The organism is Shewanella fidelis ATCC BAA-318 (assembly GCF_000518605.1).
Lineage (GTDB): Bacteria > Pseudomonadota > Gammaproteobacteria > Enterobacterales > Shewanellaceae > Shewanella > Shewanella fidelis.
This window is the reverse complement of the sequence record NZ_JADX01000011.1, coordinates 10,120-30,305: the sequence shown is the minus strand read 5'-3', so window position 1 is coordinate 30,305 and position 20,186 is coordinate 10,120. Positions and strand designations below refer to the sequence as shown.

Annotated in this window: 7 protein-coding genes; 2 read left to right on the top strand and 5 right to left on the bottom strand. The window is 45.0% G+C overall.

Features of this window, described 5'->3' with window-relative positions:
- Positions 1-415 precede the first annotated feature (415 nt).
- Positions 416-1,303, top strand: a complete 888-nt coding sequence (locus L884_RS21820) for a GGDEF domain-containing protein (protein ID WP_051435557.1) — start codon at positions 416-418, stop codon at positions 1,301-1,303.
- Between the two features lie 2 nt (positions 1,304-1,305).
- Complete coding sequence (locus tag L884_RS0106080; RefSeq protein ID WP_028766653.1) at positions 1,306-2,328, top strand: helix-turn-helix transcriptional regulator; 1,023 nt, start codon at positions 1,306-1,308, stop codon at positions 2,326-2,328.
- Positions 2,329-2,395: 67 nt separating this feature from the next.
- Here the strand turns inward: L884_RS0106080 and L884_RS0106075 are convergent, their stop codons facing one another.
- The 5 genes from L884_RS0106075 to L884_RS21815 are packed head-to-tail and all read right to left on the bottom strand — an operon-like array spanning position 2,396 to position 20,121.
- On the bottom strand, positions 2,396-2,986 hold the full coding sequence (locus L884_RS0106075; protein WP_028766652.1) for an OmpA family protein: 591 nt from the start codon (positions 2,984-2,986) through the stop codon (positions 2,396-2,398).
- A 1-nt stretch (position 2,987) separates the two neighbouring features.
- Complete coding sequence (locus tag L884_RS0106070) at positions 2,988-4,283, bottom strand: TolC family outer membrane protein (RefSeq protein WP_028766651.1); 1,296 nt, start codon at positions 4,281-4,283, stop codon at positions 2,988-2,990.
- Positions 4,284-4,295: 12 nt separating this feature from the next.
- Positions 4,296-5,609, bottom strand: coding sequence for an HlyD family type I secretion periplasmic adaptor subunit (locus tag L884_RS0106065; RefSeq protein WP_028766650.1), 1,314 nt, complete (start codon positions 5,607-5,609; stop codon positions 4,296-4,298).
- A complete protein-coding gene (locus L884_RS0106060; protein ID WP_028766649.1) occupies positions 5,606-7,726 on the bottom strand; it encodes a type I secretion system permease/ATPase in 2,121 nt (706 codons plus the stop codon). The genes L884_RS0106065 and L884_RS0106060 overlap by 4 nt, the downstream gene beginning before the upstream one ends.
- Positions 7,723-20,121, bottom strand: coding sequence for a T1SS-143 repeat domain-containing protein (locus L884_RS21815; RefSeq protein ID WP_156925661.1), 12,399 nt, complete (start codon positions 20,119-20,121; stop codon positions 7,723-7,725). Before L884_RS21815 ends, L884_RS0106060 begins: the two co-directional genes overlap by 4 nt.
- Positions 20,122-20,186 lie beyond the last annotated feature (65 nt).

Here is a 20,186-nt window from a genome sequence, read left to right as displayed (position 1 = left end):
GTTCCTATTCTGCTAAAGGTGATTTGCAGGCAAAGCTAGAATAGCTAGATGACATTTACATGACGGGAAAATCTAACTGCAATTAAATTCAATAACTTACGATAGTTTATCCGTGTTACTGAGCCAATTTGCCTGCTCATTCGCAACGGTTTAAGCCTTAGAGAAAACAGATAAAACCGAGCAAGAAAAACACGCAAGCAATTGTTTTATTTGGATTTAAATCCGTATGATTGCAGGTTAGCCAGTGCAGTCATTACCGTTCCCCCCTGCACTATGCATACATTAACCACAAATCCACTGAGCTAATTTGACTGTTTCTGCATCATAAAACCGTCATCAAAAAGCGCTAGCGTGTTCATTTTATTGCAACAATATTGCTATCAGCACGCGTGAAACTTGGCGCGAAGAGGACTCAATGGCTAACGGAAAAATCTATCGAGCAGCATGCACTATCGCCATCACTTTTAGTCTTTTACTCAGTTTTAGCCTGATGCAGGCGCAGCTCAAACCCAGCAGTAACATAGATCTATTTGATGTCGCCACAGAAGGTGCACTGCTCATTCTGGGGCTAAGTTGGTTAACTATGGTGCTGCAAGCAAGACCTGACGGCAATGTCACTCGACTGCTGATTATCGGCTTACTCGGCTACAGCTTAGGCTGCTATATGGACTTGTTAGATGAGTTTTTTATCAATAGTAGTTTGCCAACTTGGTTTAGCTGGCTAGAAAAACTGCCAACGCCAATAGGCTTACTGACGCTAACCTTAGGGTTATGGTTATGGCGTGAAGAGCAGAAAACAGTCAACGAGCAACTGCGTACACGAGAACAATTTTTCCGACAGCATCAATTAGTTGATCGGGTAACCAAAATCTATGATTGCCGTGCTATTCGCCACCAATTAGACATGCATATTAAACGTGATAAACAACTTGGACTGGTTATGTTTGATATAGATAACTTTAGCGACATCAACCAGCAACAAGGCTTTAAGGAAGGCGATATCTTACTGACTAATATTGCCCAGCTCTTGTCTAGCCAACTGCGTTCACAAGATCTAGTGTGTCGCTACGCTGGTGACAGCTTTATCGTGTTACTCCCCAACGCTTCCAACACTTTTACCCAAGCGATGGCCAAGGAACTCAAACAAGCCATTAATCAACTAAACTGCCAAGCCAGTTGTGCCGAGGTGCACTATCAGCTTCAAACTGAACAGCAAACCATTGAAGCAAATAAATTAATTAGCCAGCTAAATAACAAGATGAAGCAAATCAAACTGGCTCGGCCAATTGCAAAGGCTGGCTAAGCATGCAAGGCATCGCTTATGCTCAAGATAAATGCATCAACAGTTCACTACTGGTCGCCAGCTTAATCAGCTTATTTGAATATCGGCAACTCAATATTCATCAGCTGCTTAGCGGTACAGGGATTTTTGAGCAAGATCTTCGTCACTTAAACCACAAAATAAGCCCGCTGCAACTCGGCAAACTTATCGACAACGCACTAAATTTATGGCCCGGAAACGATCTGGCTTTTTTGTTAGGCCAGCAATGGCTACCAAGCCAAAGCGGTAACCTGACTAACGGCCTATTGTGTAGTGCCAACTTAACTGAGATGCAAGCGTTGTGGCAGCAATATCACTGGCAAAGTCAGCCTTGGTTACAAGGCTGGCGCTGGCAAACAACACAACAGCAGCACTTAATACTGCAACTGGACATTGCAACCGCTAAGCAGCAACAGTTCTTTATTGAGCTAACGCTTTCCAGTTTTGTTGCCAGCTATAAACGCCTAGCCAATCAAACTTGGCAAGGTCATTTCAGCTTGCCCTATGCTAAACCTAAACATATCGACCAATATCATAAATACTTAGGCGACAAACTGAGTTTTACCCAACCTCTATGCGTGATCAGCTATGATTTAGCGTTAAATAATGTGCCATTTCAAATGGCTGATAAACAGGGTTTTAAACTGGCAGAGTTACAAGCGCAGCAACAACTAAAGCAAGCCGAATTTACCATAGGGTTACCCGCAATGATCCGCCGCTTGCTAACCAAAGGGCAGCATCACTCTTTACCGGATATCGCCCACGCACTCGGCCTAAGCCCTGCTACATTAAAACGCCGCTTAAAGCCCTTTAGTGTGAGTTTTCAGCAACTGCAAGATCAAGCGAATCTACACAATGCCATCTATTTATTGGCGGTAACGGGTGAAACTAATCTGCAGGTTGCTCAGCAACTTAAATTTGCCGACAGTAATAACTTCAGACGCTCTTTTAAACGCTGGACTGGACAATTACCGAGTCAATTTAGGTACTGGCTGAATCAAACATAAAAAATCGGCGACACATCTGCATGTGTCGCCGACTTTAAACGTTATACAGACTAATATCAGCTTAAAACTAGTTGCTGCGCTCAGAAGTATAGATATTCCACATCATGGCAGTGCCTGATTCCTGCCATGTAGCCACGGCGATTAGCCGATGCTCACGCCCTGATACAGCTTGAGGAATATGGTTTTGCTTGTAATAAACTTCCTCTTTAATCGCCTCTGCAGGGAAGCCTTGCTCAACCGCGAGTTGGGTAATGTACTCCACCCGGCGTTTAGCCAGCGCATGGTTATAGTCCTCACTGCCCTCTACACTAGTATCACCGACTAAGTAGAGTGACGGCGACTGCTTTTGCGCTAAGCGACCGATAATGCCGCGCCATTTATCTGCTTGCTGAGCATCTAAGGTGTCTCTGTCGAAACCAAACATAATCACTCTAAAGTCTTCTTTCACCGTGATATTTGGGCTTGGGCAGCCGTCGTTATCAATAATTGCCCCTTTACTCGTTGCCGCGCATTTATCACGGGCATTAATTACCCCGTCTGTATCACTATCAAGCAAATCACGAGTTTGTGGCGCAACAGCAAAAGGCGCTGCGGTTTCTGCGCAGCCTTGTAGTAGCAGTGCAGTTATAAAAAGCAACTGAGTCAGAAAAATACGCATGTTATTTCTCCTCCGTCCAAGCTTCTGGGGTATCAACACGGAATGACTCCATCAGGTAGCCAGTAGCATTGATTAACCGATAAGCAGCAATCTTATAATTGTAATGAGCTGTGATGTAATGCTTACGCGCTAAAAACACCTCAACTTTTGCATCTAGCACATCAAGCAATGAGCGACGTCCCAGCTCAAACTGCTTGTTATAGCCTTGCTCAGCCTTAACCGCTTGATCGACATTTTCACGGTAAAAACCACGTTGTTGACCGATAAATTCATATGCATTCCAAGCTAAACGCGTCCCCTCTTCAACTTGCTTTTGGGTATTGTTACGAATGGCTAAAGATTGTTGATAACGCCAAGAGGCCGCCTCTGTGCGATCTGTTGTTGAGCCACCATTAAATAGATCGTAGCTCAACATCAACATGGCACGAGCATCTTCATCAGGCCCTTCGATACCACCTATGTTGTCATTTTTATTAGCTTGCAACTCAAGCGACAGGGTTGGCCAAAAGTCACTTTTTTCACGCTCGTGCTGAGCATTTGCAGCTTGGGTATCTAAAATTGCTGCATCAATTTCGGGGTGGTTATCTAATGCCAGTCGAATCGCATCAGGTAGGCTAGTTGGCACGTAATTAAAGTCAGGCTGGGGATCATGTAAGTCTTTCGGCAGTTGGCCGACTAAATCATAATAGCGCGCCTGTTTATCCATTTGGTTATTACGCGCCGAGAGGTAACCCGACTGACTGGTCGCGAGACGGGCTCGCACTTGTGCTACATCAGACTCACTACTCAGGCCTTTGTCTTTACGTGACTCGATATTTTTCAGCACTTCTTGGTGCTCTTTTATATTACGTTCTGATAGCTCTACAATTTTATTAGCCATTGATAGCTCAAGATAAACTTGGCTGACTTCGAGACTAAGGTTTTCAGCATCTGACAGTAACCCTAATCGCTCAGCTTCTTTTTCAAAGTCGAGACGATCAATTTCAGATGTGGTTCTAAAGCCGTCAAAAATCAATTGCGACACACGCACGCCAATTTCACTGCGCTCAAGCTCTGTATCCACACGTCGACCGCTGTTATAGCGCACATTCTCATAGCCTATGCCACCGTAAAGCTTAACTTGTGGTAGATAATCTCCCACGGCCGCTCTTTTATAACGAACCGCAGCTTCAAAGCTGGCGTATTTTTGTAAAATACTCGGGTGATGATTAATCGCCTCAGCCACAGACTCTTCAAGCGTAAGAGCTTGGCTTGGCGCTGATAATATTAGTATGGGTATAAGTAGCAATCGTCGCATCGTATCCTTACCTTATGGTTCGCGAAGTGCATTCGCTTTTGCGCGTAATAGAGGCTTTAGCCAATAATTTAAAACCGTTTTTTCACCGGTTAAGATATCTGTACTGGCTTGCATTCCCGAAATAATCGGCCAGCCATTAAGTACGTTTTGCTCAGTTTTTATATGAGCTTCAAAATAGGTGGTGCCATCATCTAATTGCTGAGCATCCGAGCTCACATAAATAACTTCACCTTCTAGTCCACCGTAAATGACAAAATCATATGCAGTAAATTTAACTGTTGCTTTCAATCCAGTGTGCACAAATGCAATATCTTTAGGGGCGATACGGGTCTCAACGATTAGTGATCCATCTTGCGGAACCACTTCCATTATCGACTCGCCGGGTTCTACCACTGCTCCTATTGAGCGTAATAATATATTGGTTATATTGCCATTTATTGGCGATACAATTTTTGTACGCGCTAACCGGTCAGCTAACGTTTTCATACTTTCAGTCAGTGCATTTAGCTCGTTAATCACTTCATTACGCTCTGCTTCAGCGCGGCCCAAAAAGTCTAGTGCCACAGTCAAGTACTCTGCTTCTGCTTGGCTCTGTGCCGCTTGAAGTTGACGCCCATTGGCCTTTGACGCCGACAACTCGCCTTTCAAGCGGATCTCATCCCGCTCAAGTTTTAATAGCTCTAACTCAGCAACTGCACCATCGCGCACAGCTGCACGGGTCATGATGATCTCTTGCTTAACCAACTCTAGGCCACTGAGTTGCGCCTGTGTGGTTATCCTCGCCTCTTCAATGGCTTGTATTTTTTGCTCTATTACCTGCGCAGACTGTTCTAGCTGTGAAGATAACTGCGATATACGCGATCTAAAAATGGCTTTTGAACGACTGCTCACCGCAACATCAGCGGCACTAATAGCAACCACATCAATCAACACTTTATCTCGCCAATACGCTGCAGCATCATCAACCACAACCGAGGCTATTTCTGCATCTAGGCGGGCTTTTTGTCTTTGCAATGCCGCAGACTGAATACTGGCTTCATCAAAAGCTGAGGCAAAGCGCAGTTCATCTAAAATCAGTAGCGGTTGCCCAGCCTTAACTGTCTCTCCCTCTTTGACTAACACTTGCTTTAAAATACCGCCATCTAGACTTTCAATTTGCTGTACAGCTTGAGTCGGCACCACTCTGCCCTCGCCAACTACCACCTCTTCAAGTTTGGCAAAAGACGCCCAAATAATGGTGACAACTATCAATGCCGCCACCAGCAAGATCACTTGATTTGCCCGTTTGGCGCCCTCTAGATGTTTAATGTGCAAACGCCCGCTCATTTGGCATCCCCTTTTTGGCGAACATTGACCGCTTTAATGCGGCTTTTACCACGCTGAGTCATCTCGGCAGGTGTTTGCTCCATGGTGATACGGCCTTTATCTACAACTAAAATCCTATCGCAAAGACTAAGAAGTTTTGGGTTGTGTGAGGCAATCACCATTGAGGTTTCAACTTGTGATAAACAGGCAATAATTTGATTTTCGGAGCGCTCATCCATTGCACTGGTTGGTTCATCGAGTAGCAATAATTTAGGTTGACGCAATAACACTCGAGCTAAGGCAATGGCTTGGCGCTGACCACCTGATAACTGGCGGCCAAACTCCCCCACTTGGCTGTCGAGACCGCTGCCTAAACGATCCATAAGTTTGTCGATACCAGAGCTAATAATGGTATTGGCGAGCAAGTTTTCATCGACTCCTTTTAAACCGAATAGCAAGTTATCTAACACTGTGCCGTACACCAAAGTAGGTTGCTGCGACATCCAGCCAACATGTTCTCGAATATCGCTCACCGACCATTGGCGAGCCTCTAACCTGTTGTAAAACAGCTGGCCACTGCTGAGTTGATATTGACCAGCAAGAATTGATAACAAGCTCGATTTACCTGCACCTGCCGGCCCCAACAAACCTATTTTTTCGCCAGGTTTTATCTCTAAATCAATTTCGGTAAAGGCTGGTAGCGGCTGATCTGGATAGGAAAAACTGGCATCACGCAGCGACACCGAACCATTAAAACCAACAGCCGTACTAGGCTGACTTGCGAAGTATTGTTCTTGCGGAAGCTCAAGAATAGAACTCACCGCAGTCATGGCTGATTGAGTTTGCTTAAACTTAAGTAGCAACATTGAAATTTGATTAATCGCGTTACCAGCTCGACCACTTAGCATCACAATAGCAATCAAGCCTCCCATGCTTAAATTACCGGCATGGATCTGATAAACACCTGTGATGATCAGCCCTATGGTGACCAATTGCTGACTATTCATCACGCTATGGCTTAAGGTGTTTGAAGCTATACGTGATTCGTTCTGCCAGTCAGCTAAACTGCTCACGGTATCATCCCAAATGCGCTGCGCCTTAGCTTCACCATTGTTTTGCTTGGTCTCCACCAGCAAATTTAGCGTTTCAATTAAGTGAGCTTGGCGCTGAGTAGCAAGCTGCGAAGTCTGCTCTATCGTTGCCATCAGCTTTTTCTGCATCACAAAACTAATGACCAACAGCAATAACATGCAGGCTAAAGGTACTAAAACCATGTAACCGCCAAGCCATGCAATCAAGGCTAAAAACAGTAAGGTAAAGGGTAGATCTACAGCCGTAACTAACGTGGCTGAAGTAATAAAATCGCGAATGCTATCAAATTCTTGTAGTTGTTTAGCAAAAGCACCTGCAGAAGCTGGACGATTTTCTAGGCGCATCCCCAATACTTTAGCAAACAAGATATTCGACATCTTTATATCGACTTGCTTACCCGCCACATCAGCTAAGCGAGTACGAGCTTGCTTGAGTAGCCAGTCAAAAACAATCGCTAAACTGGCTCCCGTCGCTAACACCCAAAGCGTGTCAATAGCTTGGTTGGGGACGACACGGTCGTATACATTCATGGTAAACAGTGGCGTAACCAGAGCCAAAATATTAATTGCCAACGAGCCTAGTAAAAAACTGCCGTAAAACGGTTTTACCTCATCAAAAGCGCTTAACAACCAGTGACGCTTAACACTGAAGTGATGCTCTTCGCTGCGGGCATCAGTAAGCAATTTTCGCTTAACATGCCAACTATCTTGATGATAGTTAGCCTTAAACTCTGCTGAGCTAATAACAGTTTGCTGACCATCACCGCTCAATAACAGCCACTCACCTGCCGCGCTTTTATCGAGTAAAGCCGGCGTATCTTGCTTGGAAAAAACGATAGCTGGCAACGCCATTTTAGTCAGAGGTAACTTTTGCTCTACCGCCTCAATACCTACGTTATTACAGGCCTGCACCAATTCACTACTGCTAAGGCCGCTAGGTTTAATGAGCAAGCGACTAAATAGCATTTGCTCTGAGCACTCGAGCCCTAAACGCTGGCAAAGAGCAGTAATAACGTTAGCTAACAAATCAGTTTTGTTATCTATCATGGCTGCTGACTCAATAGCGCCATATCCTCTTCAAGACGAGATATAGCATCGTTAGGCAGGCTGCCGTATTCATATTCTGAATGCTGATTAAGCCCTAACGGCTGTGGCTCGCTATTTTGCTCAAAACTCTGCTTAATCGCATTGGCTAATACGGCTTCTCTAAGGTTTTCTTTATGTTCAAGCATCTGCTCCATTCGCATTTCATCTTGCAAACTCAAGGCTCTCATTTCTGCAAAAGACATGATTGCTGGCGCGGAAACATCAACCGTCACGGTAATGACTTCGACATCACCTTCTGCAGTATCTGTTCCCAATACAGCAGTCGGATCAAGGGTTAAATCAAACGAGTCACCATCTTGAGCACCGATGATTTTTAAGGAACCAACATCGATAAAATCAACCACCCATTTATCACCATTTTGGCTACCGGCTGACAACGTCATCCCATCTGGTACCCCGTGAATAGTGAGTAAGCCTGACTCGTTCAATGCAGGGTTTTGTAGGCTTATGCCTAAATTTAAGGCCACGTTATTTACATCATTCGCCATAACGTCACCAACCTGAGTCCATACAGGTGCATCCACTTCTGGCGTAATCTCAACTTCAAAGTTAAGCACTTCAGCTGTGCTAGTATCGGTCTCGATACTACCGAGCACTACCGCTGTGTCGAGGGAACTCAATTCTAACTGCACGTCTAAGGTGCCAAATGCCAAGTCCCCTGGGAAAATCTGTAACTGTGTCACAGGGCTTAAGGCTGTCACTACTGCAAAATAGTTGTTATTGGCCGCGTCGTATTGCAGCGATACCAAATTATTGCCTACTTTTATACTTTCAAGTCCAACGAGCGCCGAGGCATCTGCTGAGCTAATAATGACTTTAACTGAAATCAGCTCAGTGCCATCAAACTCATTAATTTTGGCATTGAGGTCGATGTTAATAACTTCATCCTCAAGACTTGTGTATTGACTCTCTGGGGCTGTTATCACCTCTATGCCGTCGGCAACGGGTAACACACCAACAACTATGTCTGCGCTTGAAGTAACAAAGTCGCTAGTCCCTAGTTCCTGAGTAATAGCTTGGACTGACAGCGGAATATCGCCACTGAAATCTAACGGCGGCTGCAGTACTAGCCCTGCAAGCTGAGCAGGAGTGACTGCCCAAGAAAACGTTGGCGAACCATTAAAGCTGCCACCATCTTTACCTTCATTAGGTAGCTGCACTAAATTAGCACCATCTTGAAAATACAACACAGCACCACTTGGTACGCCATGAATCGTAAGATAAATCACCTCAGACCCATCTTGGTCAATCAAGCCAAGATTACTCATATCCAAGCCTGATAGCGCAATCAAACCATCCTCTTGGCCAGTAAAGATCTGCGTGTCACCGGGTAAGTTTGCTGCATCAGTTACTGGAGTAACCTCTATGGTAAAGGTATTTTCAAATGCTAATTGGTCTGTCACATCAATGCCGTTGATGCTTGCGGTATCAAGGGTTGTAGCTGATAACTTGAGCCTAAAATCACCGCTTAAATGTTCTGTCGGCACAAACTCTAACAGGCCTAGGGACAAGTTCAACGCAGCCATGGTGGTGCCGGTAAACTCCCATGTGTCGGTTGTACCAGCCTTTAATGACCAAAGCCCAGTGATGTCATTTATTGCACCGCCATCAAGCAAGGTTATGGTGATAGGATTATTGCTGTCACCAAACAGTATCTGCTCTGAACCACCCGTTGTTGGGCTTGCATCAGGGTCATCAAATACCAAGCTAATGCCCAACGGAATAGGCGCATCTTCTTGCATCACCCTGTTGGCGACTATCAATTCAACGCCGTCGGCAACTGGCGTAATTTCGACTTCTAGGCTTTGACTGTCATCAATTTTGGTGTCACCACTTAGGGTGTCGGTGGCGATAATTCGAATAGGGATATGTAATTCACCTGCGTAATCTTCACTGATATTGTGCAGCTTTAAATTGCCTAGCGAAGCAGAAGTAAACACAAACTCGATAATATTCTCGCCACTGGCATCATAAACAGCGGTAACATCACTACCGGTAAAGTAGCCACCCTCAGGTAAATCTGACGCCAACACCCTAAAGCTAATCAGATCGTTGTTATCACCACTCAGCACCTGATTTAAATGACCAGAAAAATCGATAGTCGTATCTTCAATAGCATCTGCAGGATTAATCTGTAATTGACCTACTGCCGTTGCCTGACTGGAACCTGCACCTTGGGTAAACTGCACCTCAAAGCTAGTGCTGATGATTTCGGCATCATCACGGTCTAGCACTCTCGCTTCTAGCGTTATTTGCTCTATGCCTGTAGCAAACTCACTAATAATTGTGGCTCCGGCAAGCAGATCTAACGCGTACTCCTGCACGGTATCACTCGTCATGCCATCTACCGGAATGATCCAACGGCCATCGCCGTCATCAATCGCCCCGTTTGGATGATATACATACCAACCGTCACCACTTGGCACGGTAATAACGACATAATCTAATACTTCTGAGCCATCTATATCACCATCAAAAAACAAGCCTTGGCCCGTTAAATCAATGGCATTACCATCGGTGCTAACGAGCACCCCTTGCTCGCTTTGCAAGTGGGTAGTTAAGTCAACTACAGCGTCAACCACTACCGTTATTTCAGTAGCAACGTATTCACTCACAACAGTGCCAGTCTCTGAGGTATCGGTAATCTGATAACTAACCGCAAAAGAAAAACTGCCGTCAGCATCTTGTGGAGGGACTGCGGCTAAACGTCCCGACTGCAGCAACGCCTCTAAGGTTGGGCTTGTGCTGTCGAGCAAAGTCGTCACATCTAAGCCACCGACTGGAATAATTACCTTTGAACCATCTAAAGTTAAAATAAAACCATCTGCGCCTTGGAAAGGAATTATCAACCCGGTGACGGTTTCACTACCATCAGTGTCAGCATTTAGATTAGGCGTAAAGTCGAGGGGAATAGCTTGATCTTCGTAACCATAACTAAGAGTGGCTAAAGAAGCTGCATTGACATCGATAACAGGAGCGATATCAATATTAAGCGTTAATTGGTAATCAGCTGAGTCACCATCAAGCTCAGTGCTCTGCACAAATATGCTCAAACTGATTTGGCCACTAAAGTCTGCCACTGGTTGTAAACTTAAGCTGGCAAGTAGTGAGGCTGACACGCCATATACTGGCTGATTATTAATAAAATCAACTACTGGAAGATTAACCGCATTACCTGCTGAATCAACAAAAATAACACCTTCAGGTAAACCGGTTACGCGCAAGTCTAACGACTCTGACCCGTCGTCATCTGAACTCACAATGGTAAAATCTAATGCGATATTGTCATCTTCATTAAATGCCACCACATTTGAAATAACCCCTGTCGCGTTATCTATCGCCCATATATTAGGGTCGGCATTAATCACTGGCTGATCATTCGCAACCCCGGTCAAGGTCACTGTCACCGTACTTGCATCGCTATACCTTGGGTTAGGATGAATAACCCCATCGGCCGGATCCACTCCATCTTGCGATGTCTCTGTGGCAAAACTTCTAACTGATATAGAGAACTGGCCTAAATTGGCAGAGCTTACGTCATCAGCAGGCATAAGCTTGGCGACGCCACTATCAACCTCTGAAGCTAACACAGTCCAAACACTGCCATTAAAGCTAGCTGAAGGCGCGTCTATCGACCAACCATCGGGTAAGGTAAATTCAAAACTCAAAAATTCTGAGCCAGATGTATCTGTTAGTGTGCCAGAAACAACCGCATTAAGTAGGATCGGGGCATCCTCATCACTACGTATGTTTTGGGTTGTCAGGGTTGGCTTATCCGCAATTGGCACAACATCAATGGTAACCGTCTCTACGCTACTTAATGCGCTATCTCGGTTATCACTTTCCGTGGTTTTTGCTTGCACATTGAAACTAAATTCGCCAGCTAAGTTTTCACCCACTGTAGCAAGCAGGTTATCTAACTGCATTTGGCTAATGCTCATACCATCGGTAACTGTCACGCCAAGCACAGTCAACGTTAACCCTGCACTGATATCAGTAATCACGTAAGTAACGGTTTCTGAGCCCTGCGGATCTACGTTCGTTTCATCCTTAGAACTGGCATGGATATTAATATTGAAAGCATCTGCATCTTCGTTAACTGAGTAACTAAACTCACTGTCTGGATCCCAAGTTGGCGTATCAGCCACGGATTCAACTGTAATAGGTACAGTCGTTGTAATCGGCGGCTTGCCAGTGATATTGACCGTTATAACAAATGCTGCACTAGCCGTAGCATCAGAGCCATCTTCAATTGGTTGATAACTTAAGTCGCCATTGGGAATAGCCACCCGCGTCAGCAGGTCTTCAGTCAACAATCCATTTAAAATAGATAAGATATAGTTGCCATCAGCATCCTTAGGAACTTCTACGCCATCGAGCAATAAAATCCCGCCCTGTAGTGCCGCAGCATCAAACACCATACTGATAACAAATTCACTTTCGTCGATATCACCCGGTCTAGCTTCAACACCAAAAACAGTATTGGTGTCTTCAATAAATTGTGTGTTAAAGACCTCGACAGAACCCTCAGCGTCTTTAGCTATTATGGTTAAGGTGTCGGTGGCAATATCACCATCGGCATCGGTAATTTGCAGCAACACATCTTCACTAAATTGCTGTTCATTGTAAGCAAATTCAAAAGTAGTTACCGTTGCGAGACCATTCTCATCAACCACCAGCTCACCGTACTTAACAACACTTGGGTTTGCGTCAGTAAATAACTCGATTGTTGCCCCAACAGCATAGACAACCCCTTTATAAGTGACTTGGGTAACTTTAGCGCCATCCGCACCTTGCTGTGCGGCCGAGAACATTTGCACGCTGTACACATCGCCGCTACTTTCAAAGAACGCTAATGTTTTGGCAGTGTCTTCAGGAATATCATCTTTAACAGTAACTGTGATAGTTTGCGCTGCAGACTTATCGTTATCAGCATCTATCGCATTGACTTCAAATACTAAGTCTAATGAGTTTTCGCCATTGGCATTAGCGTGATCGAGCGCTTTAAACTGCTTAAATTCAACTTTGCCATTAGCATTGAAACGGATCTGAAATACCTTATCGCCGCCAGTTTCAGTTGTTGCTATATACCAGCCGTCGCTATTTGCCGTTGTATTAAGAATGACTTTATCGCCACCGCTAAAGACGCTGCCAAAACTGAAGCCGTCCGTTAGTGTGATCGCGATTATTTTGTCACTTCCAGAAGATGTTGAAAGCACTTCACTGGTGGAGATCGGATTGGCGGTGGTCAGGTTACCTTCGTTGATATTAAGCTGCAGAGCATTAGGCAAGATGGCATTCTGGCCATCGTAAATAGCAACTGAAACCTGTGCCGATGACACGGTATTATCGCTATCACGAATATTGACCATCACATTAAGAGTGTCTAAGACATCTGCAGCCCCTAAGTGGTCAATGGCGCTAACTAAGTTAAAATCGAGCTCAACTGTGCCACTGGTCTCTGCACCGATATCAATATTGGTTGGTAACCTCATGGTAAAGACCAATACACCGTCTGCTGTTACAGCATCAAGCGAGGCGCCGCCATCTTTCACTACCCAATAAAGCGCAGAACCATTTTGAGTTAAGGTTATGCCTGCAGCATTTTTGACTTCTGCCCCATCTGTAACACCAAAACTGATATCCACAATAGGATCTTTACTGGCAGTGACATTAAAAGAACCCGTTGCAGTATTATCAAAGGCAGAAATACTTGGCAGCTCACTAACGCTTAAATTGATATCGTTTATCGTCGCTGCATCAGCATCTTGCACAGTAACCGTTAACGTTGCTGTCGATGAGTCGCCATCGAAGTCGGTCACTAACAGTGAAAAGTCGATATCTTCGCTAAACGTTTGATCAAATGCTTTAAACAAAGTGAAACTATAAGCTTGGTTAATGCTGTCGCTAGTGGCGCTCCATGTTTCACTTAGCTCAATAACAAACACAGGTGAATTAACATCGCCGGTATGCCCCGTTAGCGTCAAACCATCAGCACTGATTTGATACTGAATAAGCTCACCAGCTGCGGTCAATTTAGGTTGTAGTCCTAAAGCGGCAAAACCAACGGAAGCAACAGCATCACTGCCCACCAGCACATCAAAACTACCATTTTTAACAATGGCACTGCCTATTAGATTGTTTTCATCGAAAGTAAGCTGGCTAATGTTGACTAATGTTGGCGAGTTACCATCGCTGACTTGCCAAGTTAGATTGCCTTGGTTGATATCGGTACCGTCTAAATCGGTGGCGGTAACTTGAGTGATAATCTCAATCAGATCATTAGATAAATGATCCAAAGGAGCTGATTGATTAAAAACGGCATCCACGCTTAAGTCATCACCAGTATTGCTAGCTGATAACGTAATGCTAAATACTACCGTAGCTGCTGCATTATCCGTTTTCGCAGTTAAGGTTTTACCGTTATTCGACAATTCGAATTTAAGCGCGGCTCCGCTGCTTGTTAAGCCAAGATTGGCTAACTGGAACGGCGTTAATGCGGTAAATCGAATAGAGTCTGCAATTAACGTATCTGAACCAGCCGTAACCGTGAAGGTCTTCAAGGTGCTTTGCACTGCAGCATCAATATCAGCTTCAGTATTTGTTCCTATTACATCAGCCATACTGCCAGCGACGCCATCTGCAACAGTGAAGGTCGCATTGGCATTAGCGCTGCTGCCATCCACATCAACCACGGTATAGACCAGCTCAACCTCTTGTAATACCGAGTTATCAAGGTTGTCTGCTACGCTAAAACTCCAACTACCGTTAGACTGAATAGTGATCACTCCTTGAGGAGTGTTGATTACCGCTGCAGCACCGGGGGTAACAGGATAGTCAGTACCATTATAATTAACCGATGTTAGCGTTAGCGGCCCTTCAATGGTGTAATCATTACCCAGTAGTGAGCCCACAGCCACTGTATCTTCGACCACAAACGCATGATCATCAAAAGCAAAAGCTCTTGAGTCGCGAATGTTCAGCACTGCATAGGTAATGATCTCTTCTGAAGTCCCGTCAGCATCGTGTTGTACCCCACTCAGGCGGATATAACTGAGCACATTCTTATTATTGAGCTCATCCATAGGTTGAAACAGGGTCACATTTAAACTTGATGCCGATAAACTTGCTGTCATCACGACTTTACCGTCACCATCACGGGTAAGAACAAATGACTGGCCATCCGCAGCAACATTAATGCTGAGCGCTTGTCCTTCAGATGTGAGCAACAATAAACGGCTTTGTTCAGCAGTGATGCTAACGTCGGCATCAAAAATATCAATCGGCACTTCTACACTGGTACTTGAACTTACGTTGAGCACCACTTCATATAACGAGGCGATATCAGGAACCAACATGGTTGGCATAGCATCTGTTGCACTATTGCCAGCTTGATCGGTAGCGGTAACGTCTAGACTCCAAGAGGCTCGACGATTTAAACCAGCTACATCAATGTTATCAAATAGCCAACTACCATCTGCAGCAACAACTGTACTAAAGCTTATGCTATTAACGCCATCAGAGAGGTTTAGCACTACTGTCTGGCCAACCTCAACTCCGGTTGTCGTCCCGCTCAGGGATTTTTGAACCCCGTAGATAAACAATGCAGCATCGAACCCATCCGCACCAGTATCAATATCTATGCTAATTTGCGTATCTAAGATTGCAGTATTATTTGCAACGGCGGGGTTACCAGCCAGATCAGAACTACTTGCTTGCAACGACAACTGACCATCAGCAAACACTGATAAGTCGACATTTTCTACCTGCCATGTACCGTTAACAACCACACTGTTGAAGGTTATGGTTTTGCCATTGACATCAGTTACCGTGATCACCACAGGGCGACCGTTTTCAATATTAGTCACTGTGCCAGCTAAAGTTGCATCTTTTGATTCTGCAGTATTAATCAGGCCGTTATCATCAACAATTTCAACCGTAATACTTGCTAGGCTGTCTTTATCGGCACTGGTTGTCGCATCAACCACATTGCCAGCCACATCACTTACGTTAGCAGAGAAACTTAACGCGCCATCGCTAAGATTCGACAGATCTGCATTATCAATTTGCCAGCCAGAGCCCACGACCATGGTAGTGAAAGTTAAGGTTTTACCATTAATATCGGTGACCGTTACCGTAACCGTTTGCCCGGCCTCAATATCTGTAACCGTGCCCGATAGATCAACCATTGCCATCTCAGCAGCGTTAATCACCGCATCAGTTCCGGTATCCACATCAATGGTAATCGAGGCAAGAATATCCACCGCGATAGAATCGCTAGCCGTTGCGAGGTTACCTGCGGCATCGGAAACCGACACCATCGCGGTTAAACTGCCATCGGCAAAACCGGTTAGATCTAAACCTGATAGTTGCCATGTCCCAGCGGTGACTACGGTTGTAAAGCTAAGCTCATTCCCTAAACCGTCACTGAGGAGCACCGTTACCGTCTGACCGTCTTCAATATTACTGACCGTGCCACGCACCGTAACAGCTTGCTGCTCTTGGCTATTAATCACCTGATCATTATCAACAATCTCAATCGTGACCGAGGCCAAGGTGTCTTTCAGCACGGTATTTGTACTGGTGCCAATATTGCCCTCAAAGTCTGAAGTTATCGCTCTTAGGGTTAATTCCCCCTCCGCCAGTGACGACAAGTCCAGTCCATCTAACAACCAAGTTCCATTGCGAGTAATACTATTAAACACTAAGGTTTTGCCGTTAATGTCGGTTACAAATACTTCGACTGGACGACCGTCTTCAACGTTATAAACAAAGCCCCCAAGGACTGATTGACCGACCTCGGTTTGATTAAGTACGCCATCGTTATCAATGGCGCTAATGGTTATCGCTGCTTGGCTTTCTTTGTAGGCATTATCGGTGGCACTTGCTGTATTACCAGCAAGATCAGTTGCGCTAGCACTAAAAGTAAGTGGACCATCAGCAAGGCTAGATAAGTCTTTATCTTGCAGTTGCCACTGACCATTAATCACAATCGCCATAAACTGCAACTGCTGACCCGCATTATCAGTGACAGTAATTGATACTCTCTGACCGTCTTCAATGTCTGTTACTTCACCTGACATATCGACGCGCAGCATCTCACGTGCGTTAATAACGGTGTCACTGCCGGTATCGACATCAATGGTAATCGAGGCAAGAATATCCACCGCGATAGAATCTGCAGCCGTTGCGAGATTACCTGCGGCATCTGCAACCGATACCGTTGCAGTTAAACTGCCATCGGCAAAGCCTGTTAGATCTAAACCTGAGAGTTGCCATGCCCCAGCAATGACCACGGTTGTATAGCTACGCTCATTTCCCAAACCGTCACTGAGGATCACGGTTACTACCTGACCGTCCTCTATATTACTAACCGTGCCACGCACCCTAACAGCTTGCTGCTCTTCACTATTAATAACACCGTTATCATCAACAATTTCAACCGTAATACTGGCTAGGCTGTCTTTATCGGCATTGGTTGTCGCATCAACCACATTACCAGCCACATCACTTACGCTAGCAGAGAAACTTAACGCGCCATCGCTAAGACTCGACAGATCTGCATCATCAATCTGCCAACCAGAGCCTACGACCATGGTAGTGAAAGTTAAGGTTTTACCATTTATATCAGTGACGATTACCGTAACCGTTTGCCCGGCCTCAATGTCTGTAACCGTACCCGATAGGTCAACCATTGCCATCTCGGCAGCGTTAATCACCGCATCAGTTCCGGTATCCACATCAATGGTTATCGAGGCAAGAATATCCACAATGATAGAATCGGTAGCCGTTGCGAGGTTACCAGCGGCATCGGAAACCGATACTGTTGCGGTTAAACTGCCATCGGCAAAACCGGTTAGATCTAAACCTGATAGTTGCCACGCCCCTGCGGTGACTACGGTTGTAAAGCTACGCTCATTCCCTAAACCGTCACTGAAGAGCACTGTTACCGTCTGACCATCTTCAATATTACTGACTGTGCCACGCACCGTAACAGCTTGCTGTTCTTGGCTATTAATCACCTGATCATTATCGACAATCTCAATCGTGACCGAGGCCAAGGTGTCTTTCAGCACGGTATTTGTACTGGTGCCAATATTGCCCTCAAAGTCAGAAGTTATCGCTCTAAGAGTTAATTCCCCCTCCGCCAGTGACGACAAGTCAACTCCGTCGAGTAACCAAGTACCATTGCGAGTAATACTATTAAACACTAAGGTTTTGCCATTAATGTCGGTAACAAACACTTCAACGGGACGACCGTCTTCGACGTTATAAACAAAGCCCCCAAGGACGGATTGACCGACCTCGGTTTGATTAAGTACGCCATCGTTATCAATGGCGCTAATGGTTATCGCGGCTTGGCTTTCTTTGTAGGCATTATCGGTGGCACTTGCTGCATTGCCTGCAAGATCAGTTGCGCTAGCGCTAAAAGTCAGTGGGCCATCAGCAAGGCTAGATAGGTCTTTATCTTGCAGTTGCCAGCTGCCATTAGTAACAATTGCATTGAACTGTAATTGCTGACCCGCATTATCCGTTACGACGATGGTCACCACTTGTCCATCTTCAATATCAGTGACGTAACCAGACATATCGACGCGCAGCATTTCTCGTGCATTGAGCACAGTATCATTGCCGGTATCAACATCAATGGTGATAGAAGCTAAGATATCCACCGCGATAGAATCGGTAGCCGTTGCGAGGTTACCTGCGGCATCGGAAACCGATACTGTCGCGGTTAAACTACCATCAGCAAAGCCTGTTAGATCTAAACCTGAGAGTTGCCATGCCCCAGCCGTGACCACGGTTGTAAAGCTACGCTCATTCCCAAAACTATCAGTTAAAACAACGGTAATAGTTTGACCGTCTTCAATATTACTGACCGTGCCACGCACCGTAACAGCTTGCTGTTCTTGGCTATTAATCACCTGATCATTATCGACAATCTCGATAGTGACTGAGGCCAAGGTGTCTTTCAGCACGGTATTTGTACTGGTGCCAATATTGCCCTCAAAGTCAGAAGTTATCGCTCTTAGGGTTAATTCCCCCTCCGCCAGCGACGACAAGTCAACTCCATCGAGCAACCAAGTACCATTGCGAGTAATACTATTAAACACTATGGTTTTGCCGTTAATGTCGGTAACAAACACTTCAACGGGGCGACCGTCTTCAACATTACGCACAACCCCTGCTAGTACTGATTGCCCTGCCTCAACTTGATTGAGTACACCATCGTTATCGATTGCGGCTATGGTAATTGCAGCTTGGCTCTCTTTATAAGCTTCAGCGAAACCGTTTGCGGGGTTACCCGCCACATCAATACTATGAGCAGTAAATTGCAACGGACCTTCAGCTAAGCTAGAAAGATCTTTATTTTCAAGCTGCCACAAGCCATTCAATACACTTGTAGTAAAGGTGAGTTGCAGCCCATTTATATCTGTTACCGTAATCGTAACGGCTTGCCCATCTTCGATATTCTTGGCGACACCTTCCATATCGACCCGCTTAATCTCTCGAGCATTAAGCACAGTGTCATTACCTGTATCAACCTCAATAGATATCTCAGCGAGTGTGTCTTTTATGCTGGTATCAGTGTCATTGGTTACTTCACCAGGATAAGTTGAAGCGGTAATAACAGCTTGAAGTTCCCCTTCTGCAAATGACTGCAAATCAACAGCATCTAGCTGCCACTGTTGATTAAAAGCTGTCACGCTAAAACGTTGAGACAAGCCAAGACTATCAGTAATAGTTAGCTCTAGAATTTGGCCGTCGGCAGCGTTAATAGCGCGACCAGATAAAATGACTTTAGGCACTTCAAACTGATTGAGGTAACCATCGATATCAATAAATTCAACAGTTAAGCTGATAGGAATAAATGTGTCTTGCTGATTAGCGGTAAACTGGTTATTAGCTTGGGATGTGAGTTGATCTCCTTGGGTGGTAAAACCTGATTCAGCAATAACACTGTCGTTATCAGATCGAACAACTTGATAAATTAAGTTCAAGCCCTCTTGTTGTTCACTCGCAGAGTCACTTTGATTGCGACTTTCCCTCTGTTCTTGCTCTTGCTCTTGCTCTTGCTCTTGCGGCTCAGCATTATTTTCTATCGTGCTTAACTGAATAACATTCTGAGGAATAAGAATTTTTACGCCATCAATAAAACTATATCCATTACCGCTATCATCGACTTCGATAGCTTTTGATGTCAGTTTGTGAACAGGAACATCCATTAGCATCTGGTGTGGCAGAATCATAATCCACTGTCCATCTGCCATTACCGCCCAAAATGCAGCGTCAAGCTCTACGTAATAAATAACCTCAGCATTTGGAGTCGGCATCTGAAAATATCCTTTTAACCTCAGCAACTACAATAATTACCAACAGTTCAGTAACTAACCAGCAA